Consider the following 22186-nt stretch of genomic DNA (forward strand, 5'->3'; position numbering starts at 1 on the left):
CAAGGAGAACGCCTCCATCTCCGGCGCCGAGGTGGGCTGCCAGGGCGAGGTCGGCTCCGCCTGCTCGATGGCCGCGGGCGCGCTCGCCGAGGTGCTCGGCGGCTCCCCGGAGCAGGTCGAGAACGCCGCCGAGATCGGCATGGAGCACAACCTGGGCCTGACCTGCGACCCCGTCGGCGGCCTCGTCCAGATCCCCTGCATCGAACGCAACGGCATGGCGGCGGTCAAGGCCGTCACCGCCGCACGTATGGCCATGCGCGGCGACGGCACCCACAAGGTGTCCCTGGACAAGGTCATCAAGACCATGAAGGACACCGGCGCGGACATGTCGGTGAAGTACAAGGAGACCGCGCGCGGCGGTCTCGCGGTGAACATCATCGAGTGCTGAGCGCCTGACGCGGACGAGGCGCCCCCCCGGATCCCCGGGGGGCGCCTCGTCGTCGTTGCGGGCCCACTCGCACGTCCCGGCGGAGGTCTCGCGCGTCACCACGTCCGTCGCGGCGGCCACGGTGTCGAGCCGGGCGATGCGCTGACGGCCACCGGCGGACGGCGCCGAGGTCCCAGCGCTCAGGCCTTGTTCAGGTGGGTCCAGAACTCGTCGAACGACAGGAGCTTGTCCTTGTCGGTGTCCTGCGAGGCGATCACGGCCTCCGCGACGGACTCGGTGACGTTCCAGTCACCCATCTGAGCCATCGCTGTCTTGTACTCGGCCGCGGTGATGAAGCCGTCGCCGTCCGCGTCGTAACGGTCGAACGCCTTGCGTGCTTCCTCGATGTCCGCCACAGTCCACCCCTTCTTGGTGCATTACTGACGGGGGTCAGATTATCGGCCCGCCTGAGTGATCATGGAGGGGAGCCCGGGACCACGGGCGGGGGGAGGCGTGCGATGAGCGGGAAACTGGCGGAGATTCTCGGAGCTGCGGCGGAGGGACGGTTTCCGCCGCCGGACGGATCGGTGACGGTGGTCGGGCAGCCGGACGCCCGGGACGCGGGCGTAGTGGCCTTCACCGCCCACTCGGTGGTCTTCACGGACGAGGATCCGGCGTGGGTGGAGGAGCAGTTGGCCGCGACGGCGGCCGATCCGCTCGCGGCAGCGATGAACCCGGGGTTCCTGTGTGCCCTGATGGCCCGCACGGGCCGCCGTATGGACACCATCGACCTGGTGACCGTCGCCGGCTCGCTGCCCGGTGACCCCGGTCTCCGGCTGCGTGAGCTGGTGGACCCGGAGCATCCCCGCGTGGCTCGTGCGCTCAAGCACCGCCAGGACGTGCGGGTGTGGGCCGCCGACGGAGGGGTGCTGATCCTCGGCCGCGGGGTGGCGGGCCGCTGGGAGGCGTCCGTCGAGGTCGACGAGGAGGCGCGCGGAAAGGGCCTCGGCCAGGCACTGGCGCGTGCCGCCCCTTGCCCGGTTCGTGACTGACGAGGGCAGGGGCCGTTGGTGGTTTCTGAGGCTGGTGGGTTTCCCCGGAGCAGCCCCGGCATCTGGTGCCGGGGCCGGTGGTGTGGTCGCAGCAGGCGCCGGGCAACGCCCGCAGCGTACGGGCGTTCCAGGCGGCCGGGTACAGGCCCGTGGGCTCGGAGGCGGTCCTCACGGCGCACTGAGCGGGTACGCGGCCGCCCGCCGGCGCGTTGTCCGGGCTACCGGAAGACGCCGGTGTGGCCGAGGGAGTAGCGGCCGGGCTGCGGGTAGACGGCGAGACCGTGCGGGCCGCTGCCGACGGGGATGCGGGCGAGCTGCTTGCCGGTCTCCGTGTCGATGGCGTACACCTCGGAGTGGTAGCGCCCCGAGAGCCACAGCACCTTGCCGTCGGCGGAGACGCCGCCCATGTCCGGGCTGCCGCCGTCCGGCAGCCACCACTTCTTCGTCAGCTTGTTGCGGGCGAAGTCGAAGACGGAGATCGAGCCCTCGCCGCGGTTGGGGATGTACATCTCCTTGGAGTCGCGGCTGATGTAGAGGCCGTGGGCGCCCTTGCCGGTGGGGATCAGCGCGGGCTCGGTGAACTTCTCCCCGTCGAGGACCCATACGCCGTGCGCGATCATGTCGGCGATGTAGAAGGTCTTGCCGTCCGGGGAGAGCTTGACGTCCTGGGGCATGGCGCCCTCGAAGGGCAGCCGCTGCCGGCCGACGACCTTCATCTTCTCCGTGTCGACCTTGAGCAGTTCGGCGGAGAACTCGCAGGAGACGATGAAGTACCGGCCGTCGGCGGAGAAGTCCGCGTGGTTGACGCCGTAGCAGGAGACCGGCTCGGTGTGCCTGGTCTCCATGGTGTGCGGATCGCGGAAGACGAGCTCGCGGTCGAGGGAGGCCATGACGACGGCGTACTTGCCGTTGGGCGTGAAGTAGAGGTTGTACGGGTCGTGGACGTCGACCGGCTCGCCCGCCTTCCCCGTCGCGGGGTCGATCGGCGTGAGCGTGTGGCCGCGGTTGTTGTTGACCCACAGCGTCTTCAGGTCCCAGGAGGGCACGACGTGCTGCGGCTGCACGCCGACCGGGATGGTGTCGATCACCTTGTACGTCGCGGGGTCGATGACCGAGACCGTGTTGGAGTTGGTGTTGGGGACGTACACCCGGGAGGGGAAGTTCTTGACGACCGGTGAGAGCATGCCCGGCCGGTCGGCCGCGTAGATGTCCTGGGGATCCTGGACCGGCGGCATGCCGGGCAGCCCGGCGGGAACGGCCGCGGTCTTCCTGGGCTTGACGGGCGGGGCGGCCTGCTCGGTGCCGCGTGCCTCGTTCTGCTCGCCGCCCGAGCCGCAGCCGGCGAGCAGAACGAGGAGGGCGCCCACGAGGAGCGCCGTGGTCCGCTGGGTGAAGGAGGTCGTCGGATGCATCAGCTCAGCAGCTCCGTGGTGGTCACCGCACGCGGTCCGCGGCGGTTCGGGGTGACGGATGCACAGTAGGGGCGGCCAGGGCGAAAGGTAATGATTGACCCAATTCATCCGCACTACGGGTCGCCGGACCCACACCCACACCCAGGATTACTGACCGTCGAAACACTCACACAGGCCGATATTTGTACGGTGATTACAAGGGTGACGCTCCCCTTAACCTACGATTCACCCTCAGGGCGTCCGATTCATGCAACTTTGCCCTCATCCGGAGCCTTGGAGATGAGGCGCCCGTCTGCCATAGTCGAGAGCGCGACCCCCCATTGACCCGGGCCAGGCCGTCATCAGCCGCCGTGGATACACCCCCCCCGATCCACGGCGCTCCCCATAGAAGCCCCCGACGCGCTGACGGCGCACGGGGGCTTCTGTGCATCCTCACGGCCGGTACGGTCGACGCGTCTCAGCGGTCGACGACCCGCATCTCGAACCAGGTGGTCTTGCCGCGCGGCAGCAGGTCGACGCCCCAGCGGTCGGAGAGGGTGTCGACGAGGAACAGACCGCGGCCGCTGGTGTCCATGTCGTGCACCGGCATCAGGCAGGGCAGTCCGCGCGACGGGTCGCGCACCTCGACCCGGATCCAGCCGCGGCGGCGCAGCATCCGCAGACCGAAGACGCGCGCGCCGGTGTGACGCACCGCGTTGCCCACCAACTCCGAGACGAGCAGGACCGCGTGCTCACACGTCTGGGCCGGCAGCGCCCACTGGCGCAGCACCACGCACTGCGTGAGCCGCCGCGCGGTGCCCGCGGATTCGGGGCGCGAGGGCAGCCGGACCTCCTCCTCCGTCGGATTGCCGTACAACTCCAGCGCCTTCAGCGCCTGTTCGTCGTCCACGGCCGGGATCCACCGCGCGGCGGTCGCACCGACGCGCTGCCGCGGTTGTCCCACGCCCTCCAGGCCCGCCATGTCTCCATCATGGCCGCAAACAGCCGCACTCGTGGCCGTTCCCAGGGAATAGGCCCCCCGGAATACCTGATTCCAAGGGAGCCTTCCGGCATATGCCACTGGCCTCATCCGGCCTCAATACCCGACCTGACCTGCGTCGACGCCGCTTCTGTGGACGTCCTCGGCGCATGCGGGGCCGGATGCGCACGTATTCCCTCACCCGGCCGGGACGATCCGGGCACGCGATTGACGCGGGCCGCGGAGCCGTCAACTGGCGGTGATTCAGAGGAACTTGGCCTTGCCCGGGCCCTCCTCGACGAAGCTGCGCATGCCGCGCTCGCGGTCCTCCGTGGCGAACAGGCCCGCGAACCAGTTCCGTTCGACGGCGAGGCCCGTCTCGATGTCCGTCTCCAGGCCCGCGTCCACCGACTCCTTCGCGGCCCGCAGGGCCAGCGCCGGGCCCTTGGCCAGCTTCGCCGCCCATGCGCGGGCCTGCTCGTAGACCTCGGCGGCCGGGACGACACGGTCGACCAGGCCGAGCGTGAGCGCCTCGTCGGCCGCGACCATCCGGCCGGTGAAGATCAGATCCTTGGCCCGGGACGGGCCGATCAGCCGGGACAGCCGCTGGGTGCCGCCCGCGCCCGGGATCAGGCCGAGCAGGATCTCGGGCTGACCGAGCTTGGCGTTGTCGGCCGCGATCCGGTAGTCGGCGCAGAGCGCGAGTTCGCAGCCGCCGCCGAGCGCGTAACCGGTGACCGCGGCGACGACGGGCTTGGGGATGCGGGCGACGGCGGTGAAGGACTCCTGCAGGGCACGGGAGCGCACGACCATCGCCGTGTGGTCCATCGCCTGCATCTCCTTGATGTCCGCGCCGGCCGCGAACACCTTCTCGCCGCCGTAGAGGATCACGGCGCGTACGTCCTCGCGCCGGGTCGCCTCTTCGGCGAGCTCGCGCAGCCGGTCCTGCACGGCGATGTCGAGGGCGTTCATCGGGGGCCGGTCCAGGCGGATGGTGCCGACGCCTTCGGAGACTTCGAGGGAAACGGTCATGGAGGGAAGGTTAGCCGCGGTTAACGGCACGGGGCCCGGTGCATGGGGGGTTTGGGGGGATCCCCCCAAAAAAGCACAGCCTCACAGCGCCGGGCCCCCTCGGACGCCTGTTACGCGATCCACTCCGACCACGGCATGTTCCAGCCGTTCAGGCCGTTCTCCGGGGCGATCTGCTTGTCCTTGGAGTTCTTCACGATCACCACGTCGCCGATGATCGAGTTGTTGTAGAGCCAGGCCGCCGGGGTGCCGTTGTCGTACGCGCCGCGCACGTCGCGCAGGCCGACGCAGCCGTGGCTGACGTTCGCCGAGCCGAACGTGCCCGCGGAGGCCCAGTAGTTGCCGTGGATGAACGTGCCCGACGTCGACAGGCGCATCGCGTGCGGCACGTCCTTGATGTCGTACTCGCCGCCGAAGCCGACGGTGGCGCCGTTCATCCGGGTCACCTTGTACTTCTCGCTGATGACCATCTGCCCGTTGTACGTGGTGGTCGACGGCGCGCCCGCGGTGATCGGGATGTTCCTGATCTCCTTGCCGTCGCGCACAACCCTCATGGTGTGCGCGGACGCGTCGACCGTGGAGACCTGGGAGCGGCCGATGGTGAACGAGAAGCTCTTCGCCTGCTTGCCGTAGACGCCGGGGCGGCCCTCGACGCCGTCCAGGTTCAGCTTGACCGTGACCTTGGTGCCCGCGGCCCAGTACTTCTCGGGGCGGAAGTCGAGGCGGTCGTTGCCGAACCAGTGGCCCTCGATCGGTACGGACGGCTCGGCGGTGACCTTGATGGCCTTCTCCACGGCCTCGGGGTTCGTGATGCCCCGGGTGAAGTTGACGGACACCGGCATGCCCACGCCGACCGTCGAACCGTCCTCGGGCGTGTAGTGGCCGATGAAGGTGTTCTGCGGAACGAGAGTGGTGAACGTGGTGTCCCTGGCCGACTCACGGCCGTCGGAGTCCTTCGCGACCGCGTGCACCTTGTACTTGGTGGAGCCCGCCAGGTGCTGCAGCGGCTCCCACGAGGCGCCGTCGCCGGAGATCCGGCCGTCTATCCTCGTGCCCTTGTCGTCCTGCACGGTGACCGTGGTCAGCTTCCCGCCGGCCGCGGTGACCCTCAGGGCACCGCTCGTGGCGACGGCGTCGGCGCCGTCCTTGGGCGCGATCGTCACCACGGCCCGGGAGGCCGCGTTCTCGACCTTCCCGCCGTCCTTCTTGCCGGCGCCGTCGTCGCCCTTGCCGGATCCCCCGCCCCCGCAGGCCGTCAGCACCAGCAACGCCCCCAGCGCCAGCGCGGAAACCCGGGCGCCCCCGCGCCCGCGACCGCGTCGTCCGGCTCCGGCCGATGCCCCCGATATCGGCTGCCCGTTCACTGTTGTGTTCTCCCCTCAGCACGGCCTGGCCACGCCACGGCCCCGCACCCCCGCGTGCCTCACGCACGCACACAGACAGAAAATCACACCGCAGGTCATCGGAAGTCCCCACGAATGTCACCGTTCAGTCCCAACCTGTCCATCAGACAGGCACCGAAAACTGCTGCCAGGGGTCGGCGGAGCGGCGGAGGCGATCCGAGGGCAAGGCCGTCGGCCGCGGGCGGGGCACCGCGTCACTCCAGAGCCGAACCCTCCTTCCACTGCGGCCAGTCCATGTTCCAGCCGCCGAGCCCGTTGTCGGGTGCGACCGTCCTGTCCTTGGAGTTGACCACCTCGACCACGTCGCCGATCAGGGTGCGGTCGAAGAACCACCCCGCCGGGGACTCGCTACTGCCGCCCTTCTCGTCGCGCAGGCCCACACAGCCGTGGCTGACGTTCGCCGTGCCGAACGTCTCGGCCGCGGCCCAGTAGTTCCCGTGCAGGAAGGTGCCCGAGGTCGTCAGTCGGATCGCGTGCGGCACGTCCTTGATGTCGTACTCGCCCTTGCCGTCCTTCTTCTTGAAGCCGACCGTCGCGCCGTTCATCCGGGTCACGTCGAACATCTCGGTGACGACCATCTTGCCGTTGTACGTCGTCGTCTTGGGCGCCCCTGCTGTGATCGGCACCGTCGCCAGCAGCTGCCCGTCCCGTACGACCCGCATGGTGTGCGCCGCCGCGTCGACCGTGGAGACCTGGGAGCGGCCCACGGTGAAGGCGATCGTCTTCTGCTGGATGCCGTACGCCCCGGGCGCGGCCTCCACGTCCCGCAGGCGCATGTCGATGGTGACCCGCGTGCCCGGCTTCCAGTACGTCTGCGGCCGGAAGTCGAGCCGCCCGGAGCCGAACCAGTGGCCCGCGATCTCGACCGGGGGCGAGGAGGTGACGCGGATGGCGCGCTCGACGGCGGCGCGGTTCTCGATCGGCCGGTTGAAGGTGAACGAGACGATCATTCCGGTGCCGACGGTCGAACGGTTCTCCGGTTTGAAGTAGGCGGTGAAGTGGTGCTCGGGGACCGCCGTGGTGAAGGTGGTGTGGCGTGCCGTGCGGCGCCCGTGGCTGTCGAGGGCGACGACGTCGACGCTGTACTTCGCGGCGAGCTCCAGCCGCGTCCCCTCGGCGGGGGTCCAGCGCAGTCCGTCGTCCGAGACGGAACCCGGCACATCGGTGCGGCCCGCCGCCTCGACCCGGGTCACCTTCACCCGCTCCAGCCGGCCGCTGGGCAGCTTGACCAGCAGCGGCGCTTCGGGACCGACGCCCTTGGCGCCGTCTTCGGGGGTCACCCGGATCGTGTCCTCGGGTGCCCGTGGCTTGCTGCCGATGTCCAGCGTCCCGCCGGTGCAGCCGGCGAGCCCCACGACGAGTCCTGCCCCGGCCACGGCGAGGGCCGCGCACCGCCCTGCCCGCTTCAGTACATGTCTCACGTACCGACCAACGACTGCCCCCCTCCGCGGGCAACGTGGGGGCGGGGCGATGTTGGGACGAGTGCCGCGCGGGCAGAAATGGTGAAAGACCGTACGAGGGCCGCCGCGGAAGGGACGCCGCGGCGGCCCGTGGGGCTGTCCGGCCGTGGCGGCCGGACGGCCTCGTGCCGGGAGGGGCCCTCCCGGCAGGCCCGACGAGCCGCGGGAGGCCGACAGGTGTCGAGCGCAGCCGAGCAGGAGACGGTGGACGAAGGAGTACGGGGCGGGCCGCCGCGTGCGCCTTCGGCGGCGGCCGGCGCGGAGGGCCGGCGGGCGGCCGTGCGCGCCGCGCCGGCCTGGCCGGGGGCCCCGACCCCGCTGGGGGCGCGGTACCGGGTCGGGCCCGACGGGCTCGCGGGCACCAACTTCGCGCTGTGGGCGGGCGGGGCGGAGGCCGTCGAGCTGTGCCTGTTCGACGGCCCCGGGCCGTCGGCCACCGAGACGCGGGTGCCGCTGACGGAGCTGACGCACGGGATCTGGCACGGTTTCGTGCCCGGTGTGGGACCCGGTCACCGGTACGGCTACCGCGTGCACGGCCGCTGGGACCCGTGGACGGGGGCCCGCTGGAACCCGGCGAAGCTGCTGCTCGATCCGTACGCCCGCGCGGTCGACGGGGACTACGCCGACTTCGGGCTGCCGCCGGAGGTCTACGGGCACGTGCGGGACTGGCCGCAGCAGCATGTCGCCGACACCGTGCGCGACGACCGGGACTCGGGGCCGTTCGTGCCCAAGGGCGTCGTGGTCCACGACGACGCCGACGGCGACGAATGGATGGACGACCGCAGACCCAAGACGCCGTGGGCCGACTCGGTCATCTACGAGCTGCACGTGCGCGGCTTCACCAAGCTGCACCCCGGCATCCCCGAGGAGCTGCGGGGCACGTACGCGGGGCTCGCGCACCCGGCGGCGATCGAGCACCTGGTGGACCTCGGGGTGACGGCGGTGGAGCTGCTGCCCGTGCACCAGTTCGCGCACGAGGACCATCTGCTGCGGCGGGGGCTCGTCAACTACTGGGGCTACAACTCCATCGGCTACTTCGCCCCGCACGCCGCGTACGCGGCTTCCGGCACGGCGGGTCAGCAGGTGGGCGAGTTCAAGCGGATGGTGCGGGCGCTGCACGCCGCCGGGATCGAGGTCATCCTCGACGTCGTCTACAACCACACGGCGGAGGCGGGCGAGCTGGGCCCCATGCTGTCCCTGCGCGGCATCGACAACCGGGGCTACTACCGCCTCCAGGCGGACGCCCGGCGGTACGCCGACTACACGGGCTGCGGCAACACCCTGCACGTGGTGCAGCCCCACGTGCTGCGGCTGATCACCGACTCGCTGCGGTACTGGGTCACCGAGATGGGCGTGGACGGCTTCCGCTTCGACCTGGCGGCGGCGCTCGCCCGCTCGATGCACGACGTCGACATGCTCTCCCCGTTCCTCGCCGTCATCGCCCAGGACCCGGTGCTGCGGCGGGTGAAGCTGATCGCCGAGCCGTGGGACGTCGGCAACGGCGGATACCAGGTGGGCGCGTTCCCTCCGCTGTGGACGGAGTGGAACGACCGGTACCGCGACTCCGTGCGGGACTTCTGGCGCGGTGCGCTGCACGACGTGCGGGATCTGGGCTACCGGCTGTCGGGCTCCAGCGATCTGTACGCGTGGGGCGGGCGCCGCCCGTACGCGTCGATCAACTTCGTCACCGCGCACGACGGTTTCACCCTGCGCGACCTGGTCAGCTACGGGCACAAGCACAACGAGGCCAACGGGGAGGGCAATCGGGACGGGACGAACGACAACAGGTCCTGGAACTGCGGCGCCGAGGGCGAGACCGACGACCCGCGGATCAACGCGCTGCGCCGCAGGCAGCTGCGGAACCTGCTGACCACGCTGCTGCTGTCGACCGGTGTGCCGATGCTGGTGGCGGGCGACGAGATGGGCCGCACCCAGGGCGGCAGCAACAACGCGTACTGCCAGGACAACGAGGTCAGCTGGGTGGACTGGACGCTGCCGGCGCAGCCGGCCGGGCGCGGACTGCTGGAGCTGACGCGGCGGCTGCTCGCCCTGCGGCACGCCCATCCGGTGCTGCGCCGCCGTGCTTTCTTCTCGGGCCGTCCGCAGGCGCCGGACGGACTGCGGGACCTGGCGTGGTTCACCCCGCAGGGCACGGAGATGACCGAGGGCGACTGGTACGCGCCCTCGGCGACGCTCGCGCTCTACCTGTCCGGACGCGACATCCCGGGGCGGGACGCGCGCGGGGCGCAGGTGACGGACGACAGCTTCCTGACGGTCCTGCACGCCGCCGGCGAGCCGGTGGACTTCCGGCTGCCGGGACCGCCGTGGGCGGAGGCGTACGAGGTGGTGGTGGACACCTCGCTGGAGGAGCAGGCGCAGGCGCCGGGGACGGTGCACGAGGGGGGTGCGGTGGTACGTGTGCCCGCTCGCTGCGTGCTGCTGCTGCGCGTGCGGACGTAGGCCTGCCGGGTGAACGTCTTCGGGTGAACGTCCGCACACGCCCCGCGTCGCCGGAAAACCACATGAGGGCTGTCAGTGGTGACTCGTAGGCTCGCACCTGATGCCCACGACTCCTTCGGACCCCCAGGACCGCTCCACCGTGCGGTCGCTCCTGCGCCTGTGGCCGTACGTACGGCCGGTGCGCGCCCGGCTGTTCAGCGCGGCGTTCGTCGCGATAGTGGCCTCCTGCCTGAGCCTGGTCATCCCCCTGGTCCTCAAGTGGATCGTGGACGGCCCGGTGGCCGGAGGCGATCCGGGCGGGGTGTGGCTCGGGGCGCTGACGCTGCTGCTGCTCGGCCTCGCGGAGGCCGCGCTGTTCGGCTTCCGGCGGTGGCTGGTCGCCCGGCCGCTGGCCGGGGTGGAGGCCGCGATGCGGGCCGATCTCTTCCGGCACCTGCAGCGCCTGCCCGTCGCCTTCCACGACCGGTGGGCGTCGGGGCAGCTGCTCTCGCGGGGCACCACGGATCTGATGCTGCTGCGGATGTTCCTCGCCTTCCCGCTCACGTTCCTCCTCGTCAACGGGACGACGATCCTGGTCGGTTTCGTGATCCTGCTCCAGCAGGAGTGGACGCTGGGGCTGGTGCTGCTCGCGCCGATCGTGCCGCTCGTCGTCGCGTGCTCCGCCTTCGAGAGGCGGTACGCGCTGGTGGCACGCCGCGCGCAGGACCAGGTCGGCGATCTGACCACGGTGGTCGAGGAGAGCGTCCTCGGCATCCGTATCGTCAAGGGCTTCGGCCGGCACCGCAGCCAGGCGGAGGCGTTCCGGGCCCTGTCGGAGCGGCTGCGCGGCACGGAGCTGGGCAAGGCACGGCTGCTCGGCGGCGTCTGGGCGCTCATCACGGTCGTCCCCGAGCTGGCGATCGGCGCGGCGCTCGTGCTGGGCACCGTGCAGGTCGCGGACGGCGCGCTGTCGGCGGGCACGCTGGTGGCGTTCCTGTCGACCGCGCTGGCGCTGCGCTGGCCGGTGGAGTCGATCGGCTTCCTGCTGGCGATGAGCCAGGAGGCGGCCACGGCGGCCGACCGGTACTTCGAGGTGCTGGACGCTCCCGAGGAGCGGGAGACGTCCGGGGACGCCCCGGCAAAGGCGCCGGCCGAAAGCGGCGGACTGCGCTTCGAGGGCGTCGCGTTCCGCTACCCCGACGCCCCCGAGGACGCCCCGCCCGTCCTCGCCCGTATCGACCTGCACGTGCGCCCCGGCGAGACCATGGCACTCGTCGGCGGCACCGGCAGCGGCAAGACCACGCTCACGGCACTGGTGCCGCGGCTGTACGACGTGACGGCCGGGCGCATCACGCTCGACGGGCAGGACATCACCGCGCTGCCCCGCGAGCGGCTGCGCGAGTTGGTGTCCGTGGCCTTCGAGGAGCCGACCCTGTTCTCGGCGAGCGTCGGCGAGAACGTGCTGATGGGCGCACAGGACGCGACGGACGCGGACCTGCGGCGCTCGCTGGACGTCGCGCAGGCGGGCTTCGTGGACGACCTGCCGCAGGGCGCGGACACGCAGGTCGGCGAACAGGGCCTGAGCCTGTCCGGTGGTCAGCGCCAGCGGCTGGCGCTCGCCCGCGCGGTCGTCGGGCAGCCGCGCTTCCTGGTGCTCGACGACCCCCTCTCGGCGCTCGACGTGCACACCGAGGCGCTGGTGGAGGCGGCGCTGCGCCGCGTCCTGGAGGGCACGACGGCCCTGGTGGTGGCGCACCGCCCCTCGACGGTCATGCTCGCCGACCGCGTCGCCCTGCTGTCCGGCGGCCGGATCACGGCGGTGGGCACGCACCACGAACTGCTGCGGACCAACGGGGAGTACGCCTGGCTGATGTCGGGCGCGGAAGGGCCTGACGGTCCGGGAACCACCGGCGCACCGGAGCCGGCCGTGAGGAGCGCCACGGGCGCGGAAGGGAGGGCCCGGTGACGACGGGTTCGACGACGGGCTCACCGGCCGGCGCGACGCCGGGTCCGGGCCCTGACGGGACACCGGAGCCGCCCCCGGCCGCCGCGGGGCCGGCATGTCCGGACCTCGCCGCGGCGACGCAAGCGGACACGGCCGCCGGCCCGGCCCCCCACCCGGGCCCCGCCGCGGGCGGGGCCGTGGAGACCGCCGCCGGGGCGGGCGGCCCGGCCGTGCCGAACAAGGCCGGCACCTCCGGCGCCGCGCCGACGCACTCGAGCCCGGCCGACGGCACGTCAGCCGACGCCGCGGGGGCGGCGGCACGTCCGGGTGTCGGGACTCACGCCGCGGTCCGGAGCGGGGCCGTCCGAGCCGGGGGGCCGTCCGGCGTCGGCGCCGGAGCCGACGGGAAGCCGGGGCGGCCCGGGGCCGCGGACGACCCCTTCGACCGGGACGCGCTGCCCGCGCCCAAGGGCGCGACCGGCGCCCTGCTGCGCTCGCTGCTCGCGCCGCGCCGCGCGCGCGTGGTGCTCGCGGCTGTGCTTCTGCTGCTCCAGCAGGCGACGGTCCAGGCGGGTCCCCTGCTCGTCGCGTACGCCATCGACCGCGGCGTGCCCGCCTTCCGGGCGGACGACAGCGGCCCCCTGATCACCGTCGGTGCCGGATACGCGTTGTGCGCGCTCGCGGCGGGCTTCCTCCAGTACGCCTTCATCCGCGCCTCCGCCCGCGTCAACCAGGACGTGCTGCTCGACCTGCGGGGACGGATCTTCCGCCATGCCCAGGCGCTGAGCGTGGACTTCCACGAGCGCTACACCTCGGGCCGCCTGATCTCCCGGTCGACCACGGACGTCGAGTCCCTGCGGGAGCTGCTGAGCGAGGGGCTGCAGGAGCTGATCGGCGTCGTCCTCGCGTTCGTCTACATCTCGGCCATGCTGCTCTGGCTCGACGTCAGTCTCGGCGGTCTCGCGGTGCTGTCCTTCGTGCCGCTGTATCTGCTGGTGCGTCTCTACCAGCGGCGTGCGAAGTCGGTGTTCATGCGGCGGTCCACGGCGATCGCCGCGGTGATCGTGAAGTTCGCGGAGACGATGAACGGCATCCGGCCGGTGCGCGCCTTCCGCCGCGAGCGGGCCAACGACGCCGCCTTCCGTGTGCTGAACGAGCGCCACGCGCGCAGCAACGGCGACGCGCTGCTGGAGATGGCGCGCTATGTGGTCGGTTCCCGGCTGGTGGCCAACACGGCGGTGGCCGGGATCGTGCTGTGGGGCGCCTACCGGGTCGCGTCGGGGACACTGGCGCTGGGTGTGCTGGCGGCGGCCGTGCTGTACCTGCGGCGGCTGTACGACCCGATCGACCGGCTGGGCATGTTCCTCAACTCCTATCAGTCGGCGGCGGCGTCGCTGGAGAAGATCGCCGGTCTGCTGGCCCAGGTCCCGTCCGTGCCGGAGGCCGTGCGGCCGCGCGAGCTGCCGGTGCGCGACGACGACCGGCCCGGGCGCGAGGTGGTCTTCGAGCGGGTCGGCTTCGGCTACCGCACGGGCGGTGAGGTACTGCCGCGCTTCGACCTGACGATCCCGGCCGGGCAGACGGTCGCCGTGGTCGGCTCGACGGGCGCGGGCAAGTCGACCCTGGCCAAGCTGCTGGCCCGCTTCTACGACCCGACCGAGGGCCGCGTGCTGCTCGACGGGACGGATCTGCGCGAGCTGTCCACGCGGGAACTGCGCCGGGGTGTGGTGATGGTGACGCAGGAGGCGTTCCTGTTCTCCGGCACGGTCGCGGAGAACATCGCCATCGGCCGCCCGGAGGCGACCCGCGCGGAGATCGAGCAGGCGGCGAAGGCGATCGGGGCGCACGACTTCATCGCCTCGCTGCCCGAGGGCTACGACACGGACGTGCGCAAGCGGGGCGGGCGCATCTCCGCGGGACAGCGCCAACTGGTGGCCTTCGCGCGGGCGCTGCTCGCCGACCCGGCGGTGCTGATCCTCGACGAGGCGACGAGCTCGCTGGACATCCCCGGTGAGCGGGCGGTGCAGCGCGCGATGGACACCGTCCTGGAGGGGCGTACGGCCGTGGTGATCGCGCACAGGCTCTCCACGGTGGAGATCGCGGACCGCGTGCTGGTGATGGAGCGGGGACGGATCGTCGAGGACGGGCCCCCCGCCGAACTGATCGGCGGCGAGGGCCGGTTCGCCGGTCTGCACAAGGCGTGGCGGGAGAGCGTGGTGGGCTGACCGGACCTCCCGGTCCGGCCGTGGCTCGCCGGTGGCGTCCCCGGCGCGGCGCCACTGTGACCGGTGAACGTTCGCTCAACGAACACGGCCTTTCGAGCAACGGACGAATTCCGGCCAAGTTCTTGTCGCGCTCCTGACAGGAACCGTACGCGGCTGCCACTCTTCCCCCGTTCCGCGCAATCACGTTCGAACACACCACCGTTCGACCGCTCCACTGCATCGCATGCTCTGCCCGGCCGTCCCACCCAGCCGGCCGGTACCCCCCTCGCAGAAGGAGTCCGCGTGAGACCCACGCATCGCCGTCGCGCCACAGCGACGGGAGCCCTCATCGCCACGGCCGCTCTTCTCGCGGTCGGTTTCCAGACCGGCACATCGGCCGCCCAGCCCATGGCGGCGCCCACTGCGGCGAAGGCGGGCAAGGCCGACCCGGGCGCCCTGCCCAAGAACCTCTCGCCCGCCCAGCGCGCGGAGCTGATCCGTGCGGCGACCGCCACCACGGCCGCCACCGCGAAGGAACTCGGCCTCGGGGCCCAGGAGAAGCTCGTGGTCCGGGACGTGGTCCAGGACCGCGACGGCACCACCCACACCCGCTACGAGCGCACCTACGCGGGCCTGCCCGTCCTCGGCGGCGACCTCGTGGTGTCCCGGACGGCCGCGGGAGCCACCGAGTCCGTCAGCAAGGCGTCGAGGGCCGCCCTGAAGAACGTCGACACCAGCGCCGGCATCGCTCCGGCCACGGCCGAGAAGCAGGCGGTGAGCGCGGCCAGGGCGGAGGGTTCCGCCGAGACCGAGGCCGAGCGCGCGCCGCGCAAGGTCATCTGGCTGACGGACGGCAGGCCCACGCTGGCGTACGAGACGGTCGTCGGCGGACTCCAGCACGACGGGACGCCCAACGAGCTGCACGTCATCACCGACGCCACCACGGGCGAGAAGCTCTTCGAGCGCCAGGCCGTCCACAACGGTACGGGCAACACCCAGTACAGCGGCCAGGTCACGCTTGGCACGGCCCCGTCGTACACGCTGACCGACACGGGGCGCGGCAACCACAAGACGTACAACCTGAACCGGGGTACGTCGGGCACCGGCACCCTGTTCTCGGGCACGGACGACATCTGGGGCGACGGCACCCCGCAGAACGCCGAGACCGCGGGCGCCGACGCCCACTACGGCGCCGCCCTCACCTGGGACTACCTCAAGAACGTGTACGGCCGCTCGGGTATACGCGGCGACGGCGTCGGCGCGTACTCCCGGGTCCACTACGGCAACGCGTACGTCAACGCGTTCTGGTCGGACTCCTGCTTCTGCATGACCTACGGCGACGGTGCGAACAACACCAAGCCGCTCACGTCCATCGACGTGGCCGCGCACGAGATGACCCACGGCCTCACGTCCAACACGGCGGGCCTGGTCTACAGCGGCGAGTCCGGCGGCCTGAACGAGGCCACCTCCGACATCTTCGCCGCGGCCGTGGAGTTCTACGCCAACAACACCAAGGACGTCGGCGACTACCTGGTCGGCGAGAAGATCGACATCCGCGGCAACGGCACCCCGCTGCGCTACATGGACAAGCCCAGCAAGGACGGCTCGTCCAAGGACTACTGGTACTCCGGCATCGGCAACATCGACGTCCACTACTCCTCGGGCCCGGCGAACCACTGGTTCTACCTGCTCTCCGAGGGCAGCGGCGCCAAGACCGTCAACGGGGTCAACTACGACTCGCCGACCTCCGACGGCCTGCCGGTGACCGGCATCGGCCGTGACAAGGCCGCGCTGATCTGGTTCAAGGCGCTCACCACGAAGTTCAGCTCCCGCACGGACTACGCGGGCGCCCGCACCGGCACCATCGCCGTGGCGACGGAGCTGTACGGAGCGAGCAGCGCAGAGGTCAAGTCGGTCACCGACGCCTGGGCCGGCATCAACGTCGGCTCCCGGCCCGGCGGCGGTGACCCGGACCCGGGCACGGTCTTCGAGAACACGGCCGACGTGTCCATCCCGGACTCCCCGGGTGCGGCCGTGACCTCCTCGATCAACGTCACCGGCCGCACGGGCAACGCGCCCTCGACCCTCAAGGTCGGCGTGGACATCGTCCACACCTGGCGCGGTGACCTGGTCATCGACCTGCTGGCCCCGGACGGGAGCGCGTACCGCCTGAAGAACTCCAGCGGTTCGGACTCGGCGGACAACGTCCAGACGACGTACACGGTCAACGCCTCCAGCGAGGTGGCGAACGGCACGTGGAAGCTGCGCGTGCAGGACGTAGCGCGCTACGACACGGGCTACATCAACAGCTGGAAGCTCACCTTCTGAGCCCGGCCGGTTTCTGAGCACACGTCAGCCGAGCCGCCCGGGGTGCCCGCACCCCGGGCGGCTTCGTCGTGGACGGATGACCAGGGTGCCGCCGGCGGTCGAGGAGGCGGCCGCCGTTTCGCGTGTACGAGGCGGGGTCGGTGGCCGACACGCCACTGATCGTCAACCAATGGTTGACGATCGCCGAGCGTCAACCTAAGGTTGTCGCATGACCGATCCCATCCGTCTGACCCACCCCGTACGGCTCGACGATCTGATCGAAGCCATCAAGAAGGCCCATTCCCAGCCTCTCGCCCAGCTGTCCGACGCGGTCATCGCGGCGGACCACCTCGGCGACATCGCCGACCACCTGATCGGCCACTTCGTCGACCAGGCCCGACGCTCCGGCGCCTCGTGGACCGAGATCGGCACATCCATGGGCGTCACCAAGCAGGCCGCCCAGAAGCGCTTCGTGACCAAGGAGTCCGACCGGCCGCTCGACCTGGACCCGAGCCAGGGCTTCAGCCGGTTCACCCCTCGGGCCAGGAACGTCATCACGGCGGCCGCCAATGAAGCCCGTGAGGCCCGCAACACGCACGTCGGCACCGGGCACCTGACCCTCGGCCTGCTCGCCGAGCCCGAGGGTCTTGCCGCCAAGGCGCTCGCCGCGCAGGGCACCGGCGCCGACCGGGTCCGGGCGGCGGTGACGGAGGCGCTGCCCCCAGCCGCCGACGAACTCCCCGAGGTGGCGCCGTACGACGCCCGGGCCCGCAAGGTGCTGGAGCTCACGTTCCGCGAGGCCTTGCGGCTGGGCCACAACTACATCGGCACCGAGCACATCCTGCTGGCCCTGCTGGAGGCGGAGGACGGCAGCGGCCCGCTCTCGGCGGTCGGCATCGACAAGAGCGCCACCGAGCAGCACGTGACGGAGGTGCTCACCGCGTTCATGGCCGCCAAGGAGCAGTAGCCCCTCCTCACTTTCGTCAGGGGCGCCGGACGCGGAGCCTTCGGCGGGGTGGGGGCATGCGCAGACATGCCGCGCGAACGGCTCATCCACCTGACCCTGCGGGTGGTCCTCGCCGGCTTCGTCGTGCTCAAGTCCGGCCTCAGCAGAGGCGGCCAGATCCGTGATCGTGGCGGTGGGCCCGCCACCCGTGGGCGGGTCGACCGTGGTGCGCTCAACGTCGTACGTGGTGGTGGTGCGCCACTGCTGGACGCCCGAGACGGCCAGGGTCTGGGCCGCTGGGGCCCAGGCCGTCGACTCCAGCAGGCTCGGCCGGCCGACGCCATCATTCCCCCGCCGAGAGCGTGATGTAGTAAGCGCGTAAAACACTCACCCACATCCGCGGTTACCTGGATTGGGCTGCGCGAGAGGAATGCGGTACGGACTGTGACCAACCCTGACATATCCGTGATTATTGGGGCCTACAACGCGATGCCCTATCTGACGGAGACGTTGAATTCGGTGGTGCGGCAGTCCCTTGGCCGCGACCGCTTGGAGGTCATCACCGTCAACGACGGGTCGACCGACGGCACCGGTGAGGAGCTGGAGCGGTTCGCCGCCGCGTACCCGGGGCTCTTCCAGGTCTTTCACCAGGAGAACTCCGGTGGGCCCGCCGCACCCCGCAACAAGGGCCTCGACCACGCGCGCGGACGGTTCGTCTTCTTCCTCGACGCCGACGACTTCCTCGGCGACGAGGCACTTGAGCGGATGCTCACGGTGGCCGACAAGAACAACACCGACGTGGTCCTCGGCAAGGTCGTCGGCGTCAACGGGCGCGGCGTCGCCACAGCCATGTTCGGCCACAACCAGGCTCGTACGGATGTCCTCGCGTCCCGGGTCTACCGGACCCTCAGCCCCCTGAAGTTGTTCCGGCGCTCGCTGGTCGAGAAGCACGGGCTGCGCTTCCCGACCGAGTACCGGGTGTACGAGGACCAGCTCTTCGTCGCCCGCGGCTACTTCCTCGCGGACGGCATCTCCGTCGTCGCCGACTACGACTGCCTGTTCGTCGTCAAGCGGGACGACGGCGACAACATCACGAGCGCGACCACGGACATCGACCGCCGCATCGAGGCCCAGGAGGCCCTGATCGAGCTGGTGGCGGAGCACTTCCCCGCCGGGCCGGACCGCGACAAGCTGACCGAGCGTCACATCGCCGTGGATATGGGCGATGTGCTCAAGGACCTGGTTCTCGAGCCCGACGACGAGCTGCGGCGCGCCCACTACGCGAAGCTGCGCACCGTGCTGGAGCGGCACTGCTCCGACGCGCTCACGCAGCGGCTCGCGCCCCTCGCCCGGCTGCGCTGCGCGCTCGCCCTGCGCGGCATGCTGGACGAGTCCGTCGAGCTGGAGGCCGAGGTTCGCCGAGAAGCGGCAAGCGGTGTGCAGCACGGCATCCTGGTCGACGGCGAGCGGGCCTACGCCCAGCTGCCCTTCTTCCGTGACCCAGAAAGAGGCCTCCCGGACGAGATCTACGAGATCACCGGCGGGATTCCGTCCGCCCACCGGCTGGACTCCATCGAGCTGGCCACCGGCACCGGTCGGCTGTCCCTCCGCGGCCACGGCTACCTGCGGCGCATACCGCAGGACGACACCGGCATCGAACTCCTCCTGCGCGAGCGGAAGTCCGGCGCGGAGCACCGGTTCCCGACCACCCGGATCACCGTTCCCGGGCTGGGCGAGGACCACGACGGCGGCGGGTACGACTACTCCGGGGCCGGCTTCGTCGCCGAGATCGACCTGACGACCGCAGCCGGCGACGGTACGCGGCTGCCCCGTGGCCTGTGGGACGCGTTCCTCACCGTCCGCGTGCAGGGACTGACCAGGGAGATCCGCATCGGTAACCAGCGCCTCCCCGAGGTCGTCAGCACGCAGCGGACGTACGTGGTGGCCGACGGCGACGACGACATCTTCGGCGTGGCGCTGTACTACACCCACCCGTACAGCAACCTCACCGTCGACGTCGGCGAGAACGTGCACAAGGTCCCCGACAAGCTGCGGACCAAGGGTGCCCGGTGGGCCCAGGGGAAGACGGGCATCCTGGAGGTCTTCGGCGACCTGCGGTTCGCCGCCCCTCCGGCCGGCACTCTCGGCGTGGAGCTCCGCGACGAGACGGGGCGTACGGTCGCCGTCCCCGGCGTCGTGGACGGCGGCACCTTCTCGGTCGCCGTGCCGGTGCACCGTCTGGCGCTCGGCACCTGGCGCCTCGCCGTGCTGCTGACCGCAGGCGACGGCGTGGCGCGGTGGACCTGGCGGGTACCGGCCCAGCCGAAGCTGCCGGGCGGTCGTTGGCGGCACCGGGGACTCCCCACGTACGCGAAGCCCATCGAAGATGACGGCCTCGTCCTACGCGTCGGACGCGTGGCCGTCGCCAAAGCGCTCGCCCGGCGCGTGAAGCGGCTGCTGCCCTGACCCGGTGGTGGCCTGCGCCGCCGCCCCCACACACACAGAGCCAGGCCGATGAGCACGGCATCTGTGACGGAGCACAGGATCAGAGGAGGGCCGCCTTCAAGGAAGCTTCGGTCCGCATGCCCTCGGGATTGCCCCCTGCCGTGACCAGCAACTTGGCCGCAGTGCGGGGTCCGACTCCGTGGGCGGCCCGCAGGCGCGGTTGTGGGCGGTGACCTCGCTGATCCAGGGCGCTCCGGCCCCTGCCGGGGGCCGGGGCAGGGCATCGTTCGCTGTCTCGGCGGCGGTGCTGGATCTGCTCGGCCTGAGCTCGGAGCACGCGGCCCGCCTCGACCTGGGCCACATGCTCCGCCTGATACATGAAGAGGGGGGTGACGTGGAAGCTGCGATGGGACACGCGCCGGACGCGCTGGCCGATCGACCCGAACCAATCTCACCCGGACCTTCACCAGGCTCCTCCGCAAGGCCGGCCGCCGCCGCATCCGCTTCCACGACCTCCGGCACTCCACCGCGACCCTGCTCCTGGAACAGGGCGTCGAACTCGTCGTGATCAAGGAACTCCTCGGCCACGCCCACATCGGCGTCACCGCCACCGTCTACGCCCACGTCCGACTTCGCCTCCAACACGACGCCATCGATCTCCTCGGCCGCGCCCTCGACCACCCCTGACACACGTACGGCAACCGCGGCGGACACCAGGTGTCCGCCGCCGTTGCCGTCATCTACTGCCGTCAAGCCGCGAAACGGCCCCTGTAGGTGACACCCACAGGGGCCGCGTCTTTGCGCTTGAATGCGTAGTGAATCGGAAGCCTAAATCGGCTCGCCCGCCACTCCGCTAAATCCAACGAGGCCGTTCCTCTTCGCCATGTCAAGAATCTCAGGGAGATAATCCAGTTGGCGAACCGAAAGGGTCAGGAGGACGTACTTTCCCGCGTCATCCGGTTCCTCTTCCAGGTCGAACCGAGACGGCTCCAGAACGTCGTCCACATCTGGCCACCTAGTCAGCAACTCCTCCCGGAACCGCAACACGTCAGGGCTTACGACAAGGTCACTGGTGTCACCCTCAGCAAGGTTGTCGAAGATTTCCTCAGGGTCCCCAACACTGCGCTTCCAGAAGCCGAAGTCGCTACTCACTGGCCATCCTCTCAGGTTAGGGATTGCAGATTGGACACGCTGTACCGCGACGGACGACTGAGGTTTCAAACCCATACGTCTTCGCTAGCCATTCGTCCTTCCTCCGCTGCCCCCTCGTGTAATTCGATTTATTCACCTTCACCTCGTAAAGGTGAAGGTTGCCGTCTGGATTCCTGACCGCAATGTCCACTTGACGCTTGCCGTAAGGGGTCCAGAATTCGAATCCGTTCCCATAGCTCTCGCTATAGATATCGGACTTTTTGTAGAACTTCTCGAACGTCTCCGTCATTTCATCGACACCGGCAGCACCCCGGGCTTTGTCATGCTTACGAATGCCACAGTTGCTGTTGTGAACAAGGACCGGAGTCTCGCCCGCCAGCACATAGTACGTGTGCTCGCCCGGCGGGCGTCACCGGCATTTCTGCTGGTCAGCGAATTCCGGCCTGTCCGTGGGTATGCCTGGAAGTGCCCTGTTGTGCGCGCGTGTTGCCGTCGGCGTTGCCGTCAGACGGCTGCGCGCGTGAGGGCGGTGGAGTGGGCTTTGGCCGGTGTCCTGCCCGGGTTGGGGTCGGGCATGGTCAGGGGGCCGTACGCTGGCCCGGCAACTCGGGCAGGTCGTGATCCTGCCCGGAATTTGAACGAGTGGCCCCCTGGTCTTGCCCGACGCGGGCCCCGGCCCGGGGAGGTGGGTAAAGCACACGGAGCCGACCGACCCCACCTCCGGGCCCCCGTCCCGGCCAACTCCCCGCCGTCGCCTCGCCGTCGGCCTCGCGTTCGCCGTGCTGGCGCGTCCGGCTTCTCTGCGCTTCCGGTCGCCCGCTGTGCTGTCTTTGCGCGGCCTGGTCGCTGGCCGGCCCGCGGTGGCGGAGCCGAGAGCGGGCCGGGTGGGCGGCCGTGCCGCGCGCGACCCGCGTCAGCGGGTCGCCTTGAAGACGTAGAGAAAGTTTGGACGCATCCTGCTCCGGCGGTACTGGGTCACGTCCGCTGGAGTGGTGTAGTGACGGCCACTCGGTGATCTCGTTTTGAGGCTATGCGGTGAGTTCGGTGGGCAGGGCGGTCTCGTCGGT

The 22186-nt window shown here is 70.7% G+C and carries 15 protein-coding genes and 3 pseudogenes; 10 read left to right on the top strand and 8 right to left on the bottom strand.

Features of this window, described 5'->3' with window-relative positions:
- On the top strand, positions 1–388 hold a 388-nt coding region (locus tag ACWD0A_RS32655; RefSeq protein ID WP_451304041.1), incomplete at its 5' end, for an L-serine ammonia-lyase, iron-sulfur-dependent, subunit alpha.
- Positions 389–567: 179 nt separating this feature from the next.
- On the opposite strand, the gene ACWD0A_RS32660 is transcribed toward ACWD0A_RS32655, so the two are convergent.
- Entirely contained in the window at positions 568–783 is a 216-nt protein-coding gene (locus ACWD0A_RS32660) for an EF-hand domain-containing protein (RefSeq protein ID WP_307713332.1), read from the bottom strand.
- A gap of 102 nt (positions 784–885) precedes the next feature.
- Here ACWD0A_RS32660 and ACWD0A_RS32665 point away from each other — a divergent pair.
- Positions 886–1601: pseudogene (locus tag ACWD0A_RS32665) on the top strand (GNAT family N-acetyltransferase).
- Positions 1602–1637: 36 nt separating this feature from the next.
- On the opposite strand, the gene ACWD0A_RS32670 reads toward ACWD0A_RS32665, so the two are convergent.
- From ACWD0A_RS32670 to ACWD0A_RS32690, 5 genes are all read right to left on the bottom strand, one after another.
- Positions 1638–2831: a YncE family protein gene (locus ACWD0A_RS32670; protein ID WP_451304043.1), complete on the bottom strand. Its 1194-nt coding sequence runs from the start codon at positions 2829–2831 to the stop codon at positions 1638–1640.
- Between the two features lie 457 nt (positions 2832–3288).
- Positions 3289–3792 (bottom strand): ATP-binding protein, encoded by a 504-nt coding sequence (locus ACWD0A_RS32675; protein ID WP_451304045.1) that lies wholly within the window; start codon positions 3790–3792, stop codon positions 3289–3291.
- A gap of 261 nt (positions 3793–4053) precedes the next feature.
- A complete protein-coding gene (locus ACWD0A_RS32680) occupies positions 4054–4821 on the bottom strand; it encodes an enoyl-CoA hydratase/isomerase family protein (protein ID WP_451304047.1) in 768 nt (255 codons plus the stop codon).
- A 110-nt stretch (positions 4822–4931) separates the two neighbouring features.
- On the bottom strand, positions 4932–6182 hold the full coding sequence (locus ACWD0A_RS32685; RefSeq protein WP_451304049.1) for a L,D-transpeptidase: 1251 nt from the start codon (positions 6180–6182) through the stop codon (positions 4932–4934).
- A 233-nt stretch (positions 6183–6415) separates the two neighbouring features.
- Complete coding sequence (locus ACWD0A_RS32690) at positions 6416–7642, bottom strand: L,D-transpeptidase (protein ID WP_451304051.1); 1227 nt, start codon at positions 7640–7642, stop codon at positions 6416–6418.
- A 216-nt stretch (positions 7643–7858) separates the two neighbouring features.
- Here ACWD0A_RS32690 and glgX point away from each other — a divergent pair, with 216 nt between their 5' ends.
- The 8 genes and pseudogenes from glgX to ACWD0A_RS32730 all read left to right on the top strand — a co-directional run.
- A complete protein-coding gene (gene glgX, locus ACWD0A_RS32695; RefSeq protein ID WP_451304053.1) occupies positions 7859–10141 on the top strand; it encodes a glycogen debranching protein GlgX in 2283 nt (760 codons plus the stop codon).
- 100 nt (positions 10142–10241) lie between these two features.
- Positions 10242–12086 (top strand): ABC transporter ATP-binding protein, encoded by a 1845-nt coding sequence (locus ACWD0A_RS32700; protein WP_451304055.1) that lies wholly within the window; start codon positions 10242–10244, stop codon positions 12084–12086.
- A 176-nt stretch (positions 12087–12262) separates the two neighbouring features.
- Complete coding sequence (locus ACWD0A_RS32705) at positions 12263–14290, top strand: ABC transporter ATP-binding protein (RefSeq protein WP_451304057.1); 2028 nt, start codon at positions 12263–12265, stop codon at positions 14288–14290.
- 282 nt (positions 14291–14572) lie between these two features.
- A complete protein-coding gene (locus ACWD0A_RS32710; protein ID WP_451304059.1) occupies positions 14573–16597 on the top strand; it encodes a M4 family metallopeptidase in 2025 nt (674 codons plus the stop codon).
- A 208-nt stretch (positions 16598–16805) separates the two neighbouring features.
- On the top strand, positions 16806–17543 hold the full coding sequence (locus tag ACWD0A_RS32715) for a Clp protease N-terminal domain-containing protein (protein WP_451304061.1): 738 nt from the start codon (positions 16806–16808) through the stop codon (positions 17541–17543).
- 66 nt (positions 17544–17609) lie between these two features.
- Positions 17610–17888: a hypothetical protein gene (locus ACWD0A_RS32720; RefSeq protein WP_451304063.1), complete on the top strand. Its 279-nt coding sequence runs from the start codon at positions 17610–17612 to the stop codon at positions 17886–17888.
- Between the two features lie 99 nt (positions 17889–17987).
- Positions 17988–19988, top strand: coding sequence for a glycosyltransferase (locus ACWD0A_RS32725; RefSeq protein WP_451304065.1), 2001 nt, complete (start codon positions 17988–17990; stop codon positions 19986–19988).
- Between the two features lie 410 nt (positions 19989–20398).
- Positions 20399–20654 (top strand): annotated as a pseudogene (locus ACWD0A_RS32730) (tyrosine-type recombinase/integrase); the annotation flags it as partial.
- A 141-nt stretch (positions 20655–20795) separates the two neighbouring features.
- Here ACWD0A_RS32730 and ACWD0A_RS32735 read toward each other — a convergent pair.
- The gene (locus ACWD0A_RS32735) at positions 20796–21119 is read right to left on the bottom strand and encodes a hypothetical protein (protein ID WP_451304067.1); all 324 of its coding nucleotides are present in this window, start codon (positions 21117–21119) and stop codon (positions 20796–20798) included.
- 16 nt (positions 21120–21135) lie between these two features.
- Positions 21136–21513 (bottom strand): annotated as a pseudogene (locus ACWD0A_RS32740) (hypothetical protein); the annotation flags it as partial.
- Positions 21514–22186: the final 673 nt, after the last annotated feature.

It is taken from the genome of Streptomyces sp. NPDC002867, from assembly GCF_053591895.1.

Bases quoted from the DNA above. Each gene is read 5' to 3' on its own strand.
- ACWD0A_RS32680 (WP_451304047.1), bottom strand. From the start codon at position 4,821: ATGACCGTTTCCCTCGAAGTCTCCGAAGGCGTCGGCACCATCCGCCTG.
- ACWD0A_RS32720 (WP_451304063.1), top strand. From the start codon at position 17,610: ATGCCGCGCGAACGGCTCATCCACCTGACCCTGCGGGTGGTCCTCGCC.
- ACWD0A_RS32715 (WP_451304061.1), top strand. From the start codon at position 16,806: ATGACCGATCCCATCCGTCTGACCCACCCCGTACGGCTCGACGATCTG.
- ACWD0A_RS32675 (WP_451304045.1), bottom strand. From the start codon at position 3,792: ATGGCGGGCCTGGAGGGCGTGGGACAACCGCGGCAGCGCGTCGGTGCG.
- ACWD0A_RS32670 (WP_451304043.1), bottom strand. From the start codon at position 2,831: ATGCATCCGACGACCTCCTTCACCCAGCGGACCACGGCGCTCCTCGTG.
- ACWD0A_RS32700 (WP_451304055.1), top strand. From the start codon at position 10,242: ATGCCCACGACTCCTTCGGACCCCCAGGACCGCTCCACCGTGCGGTCG.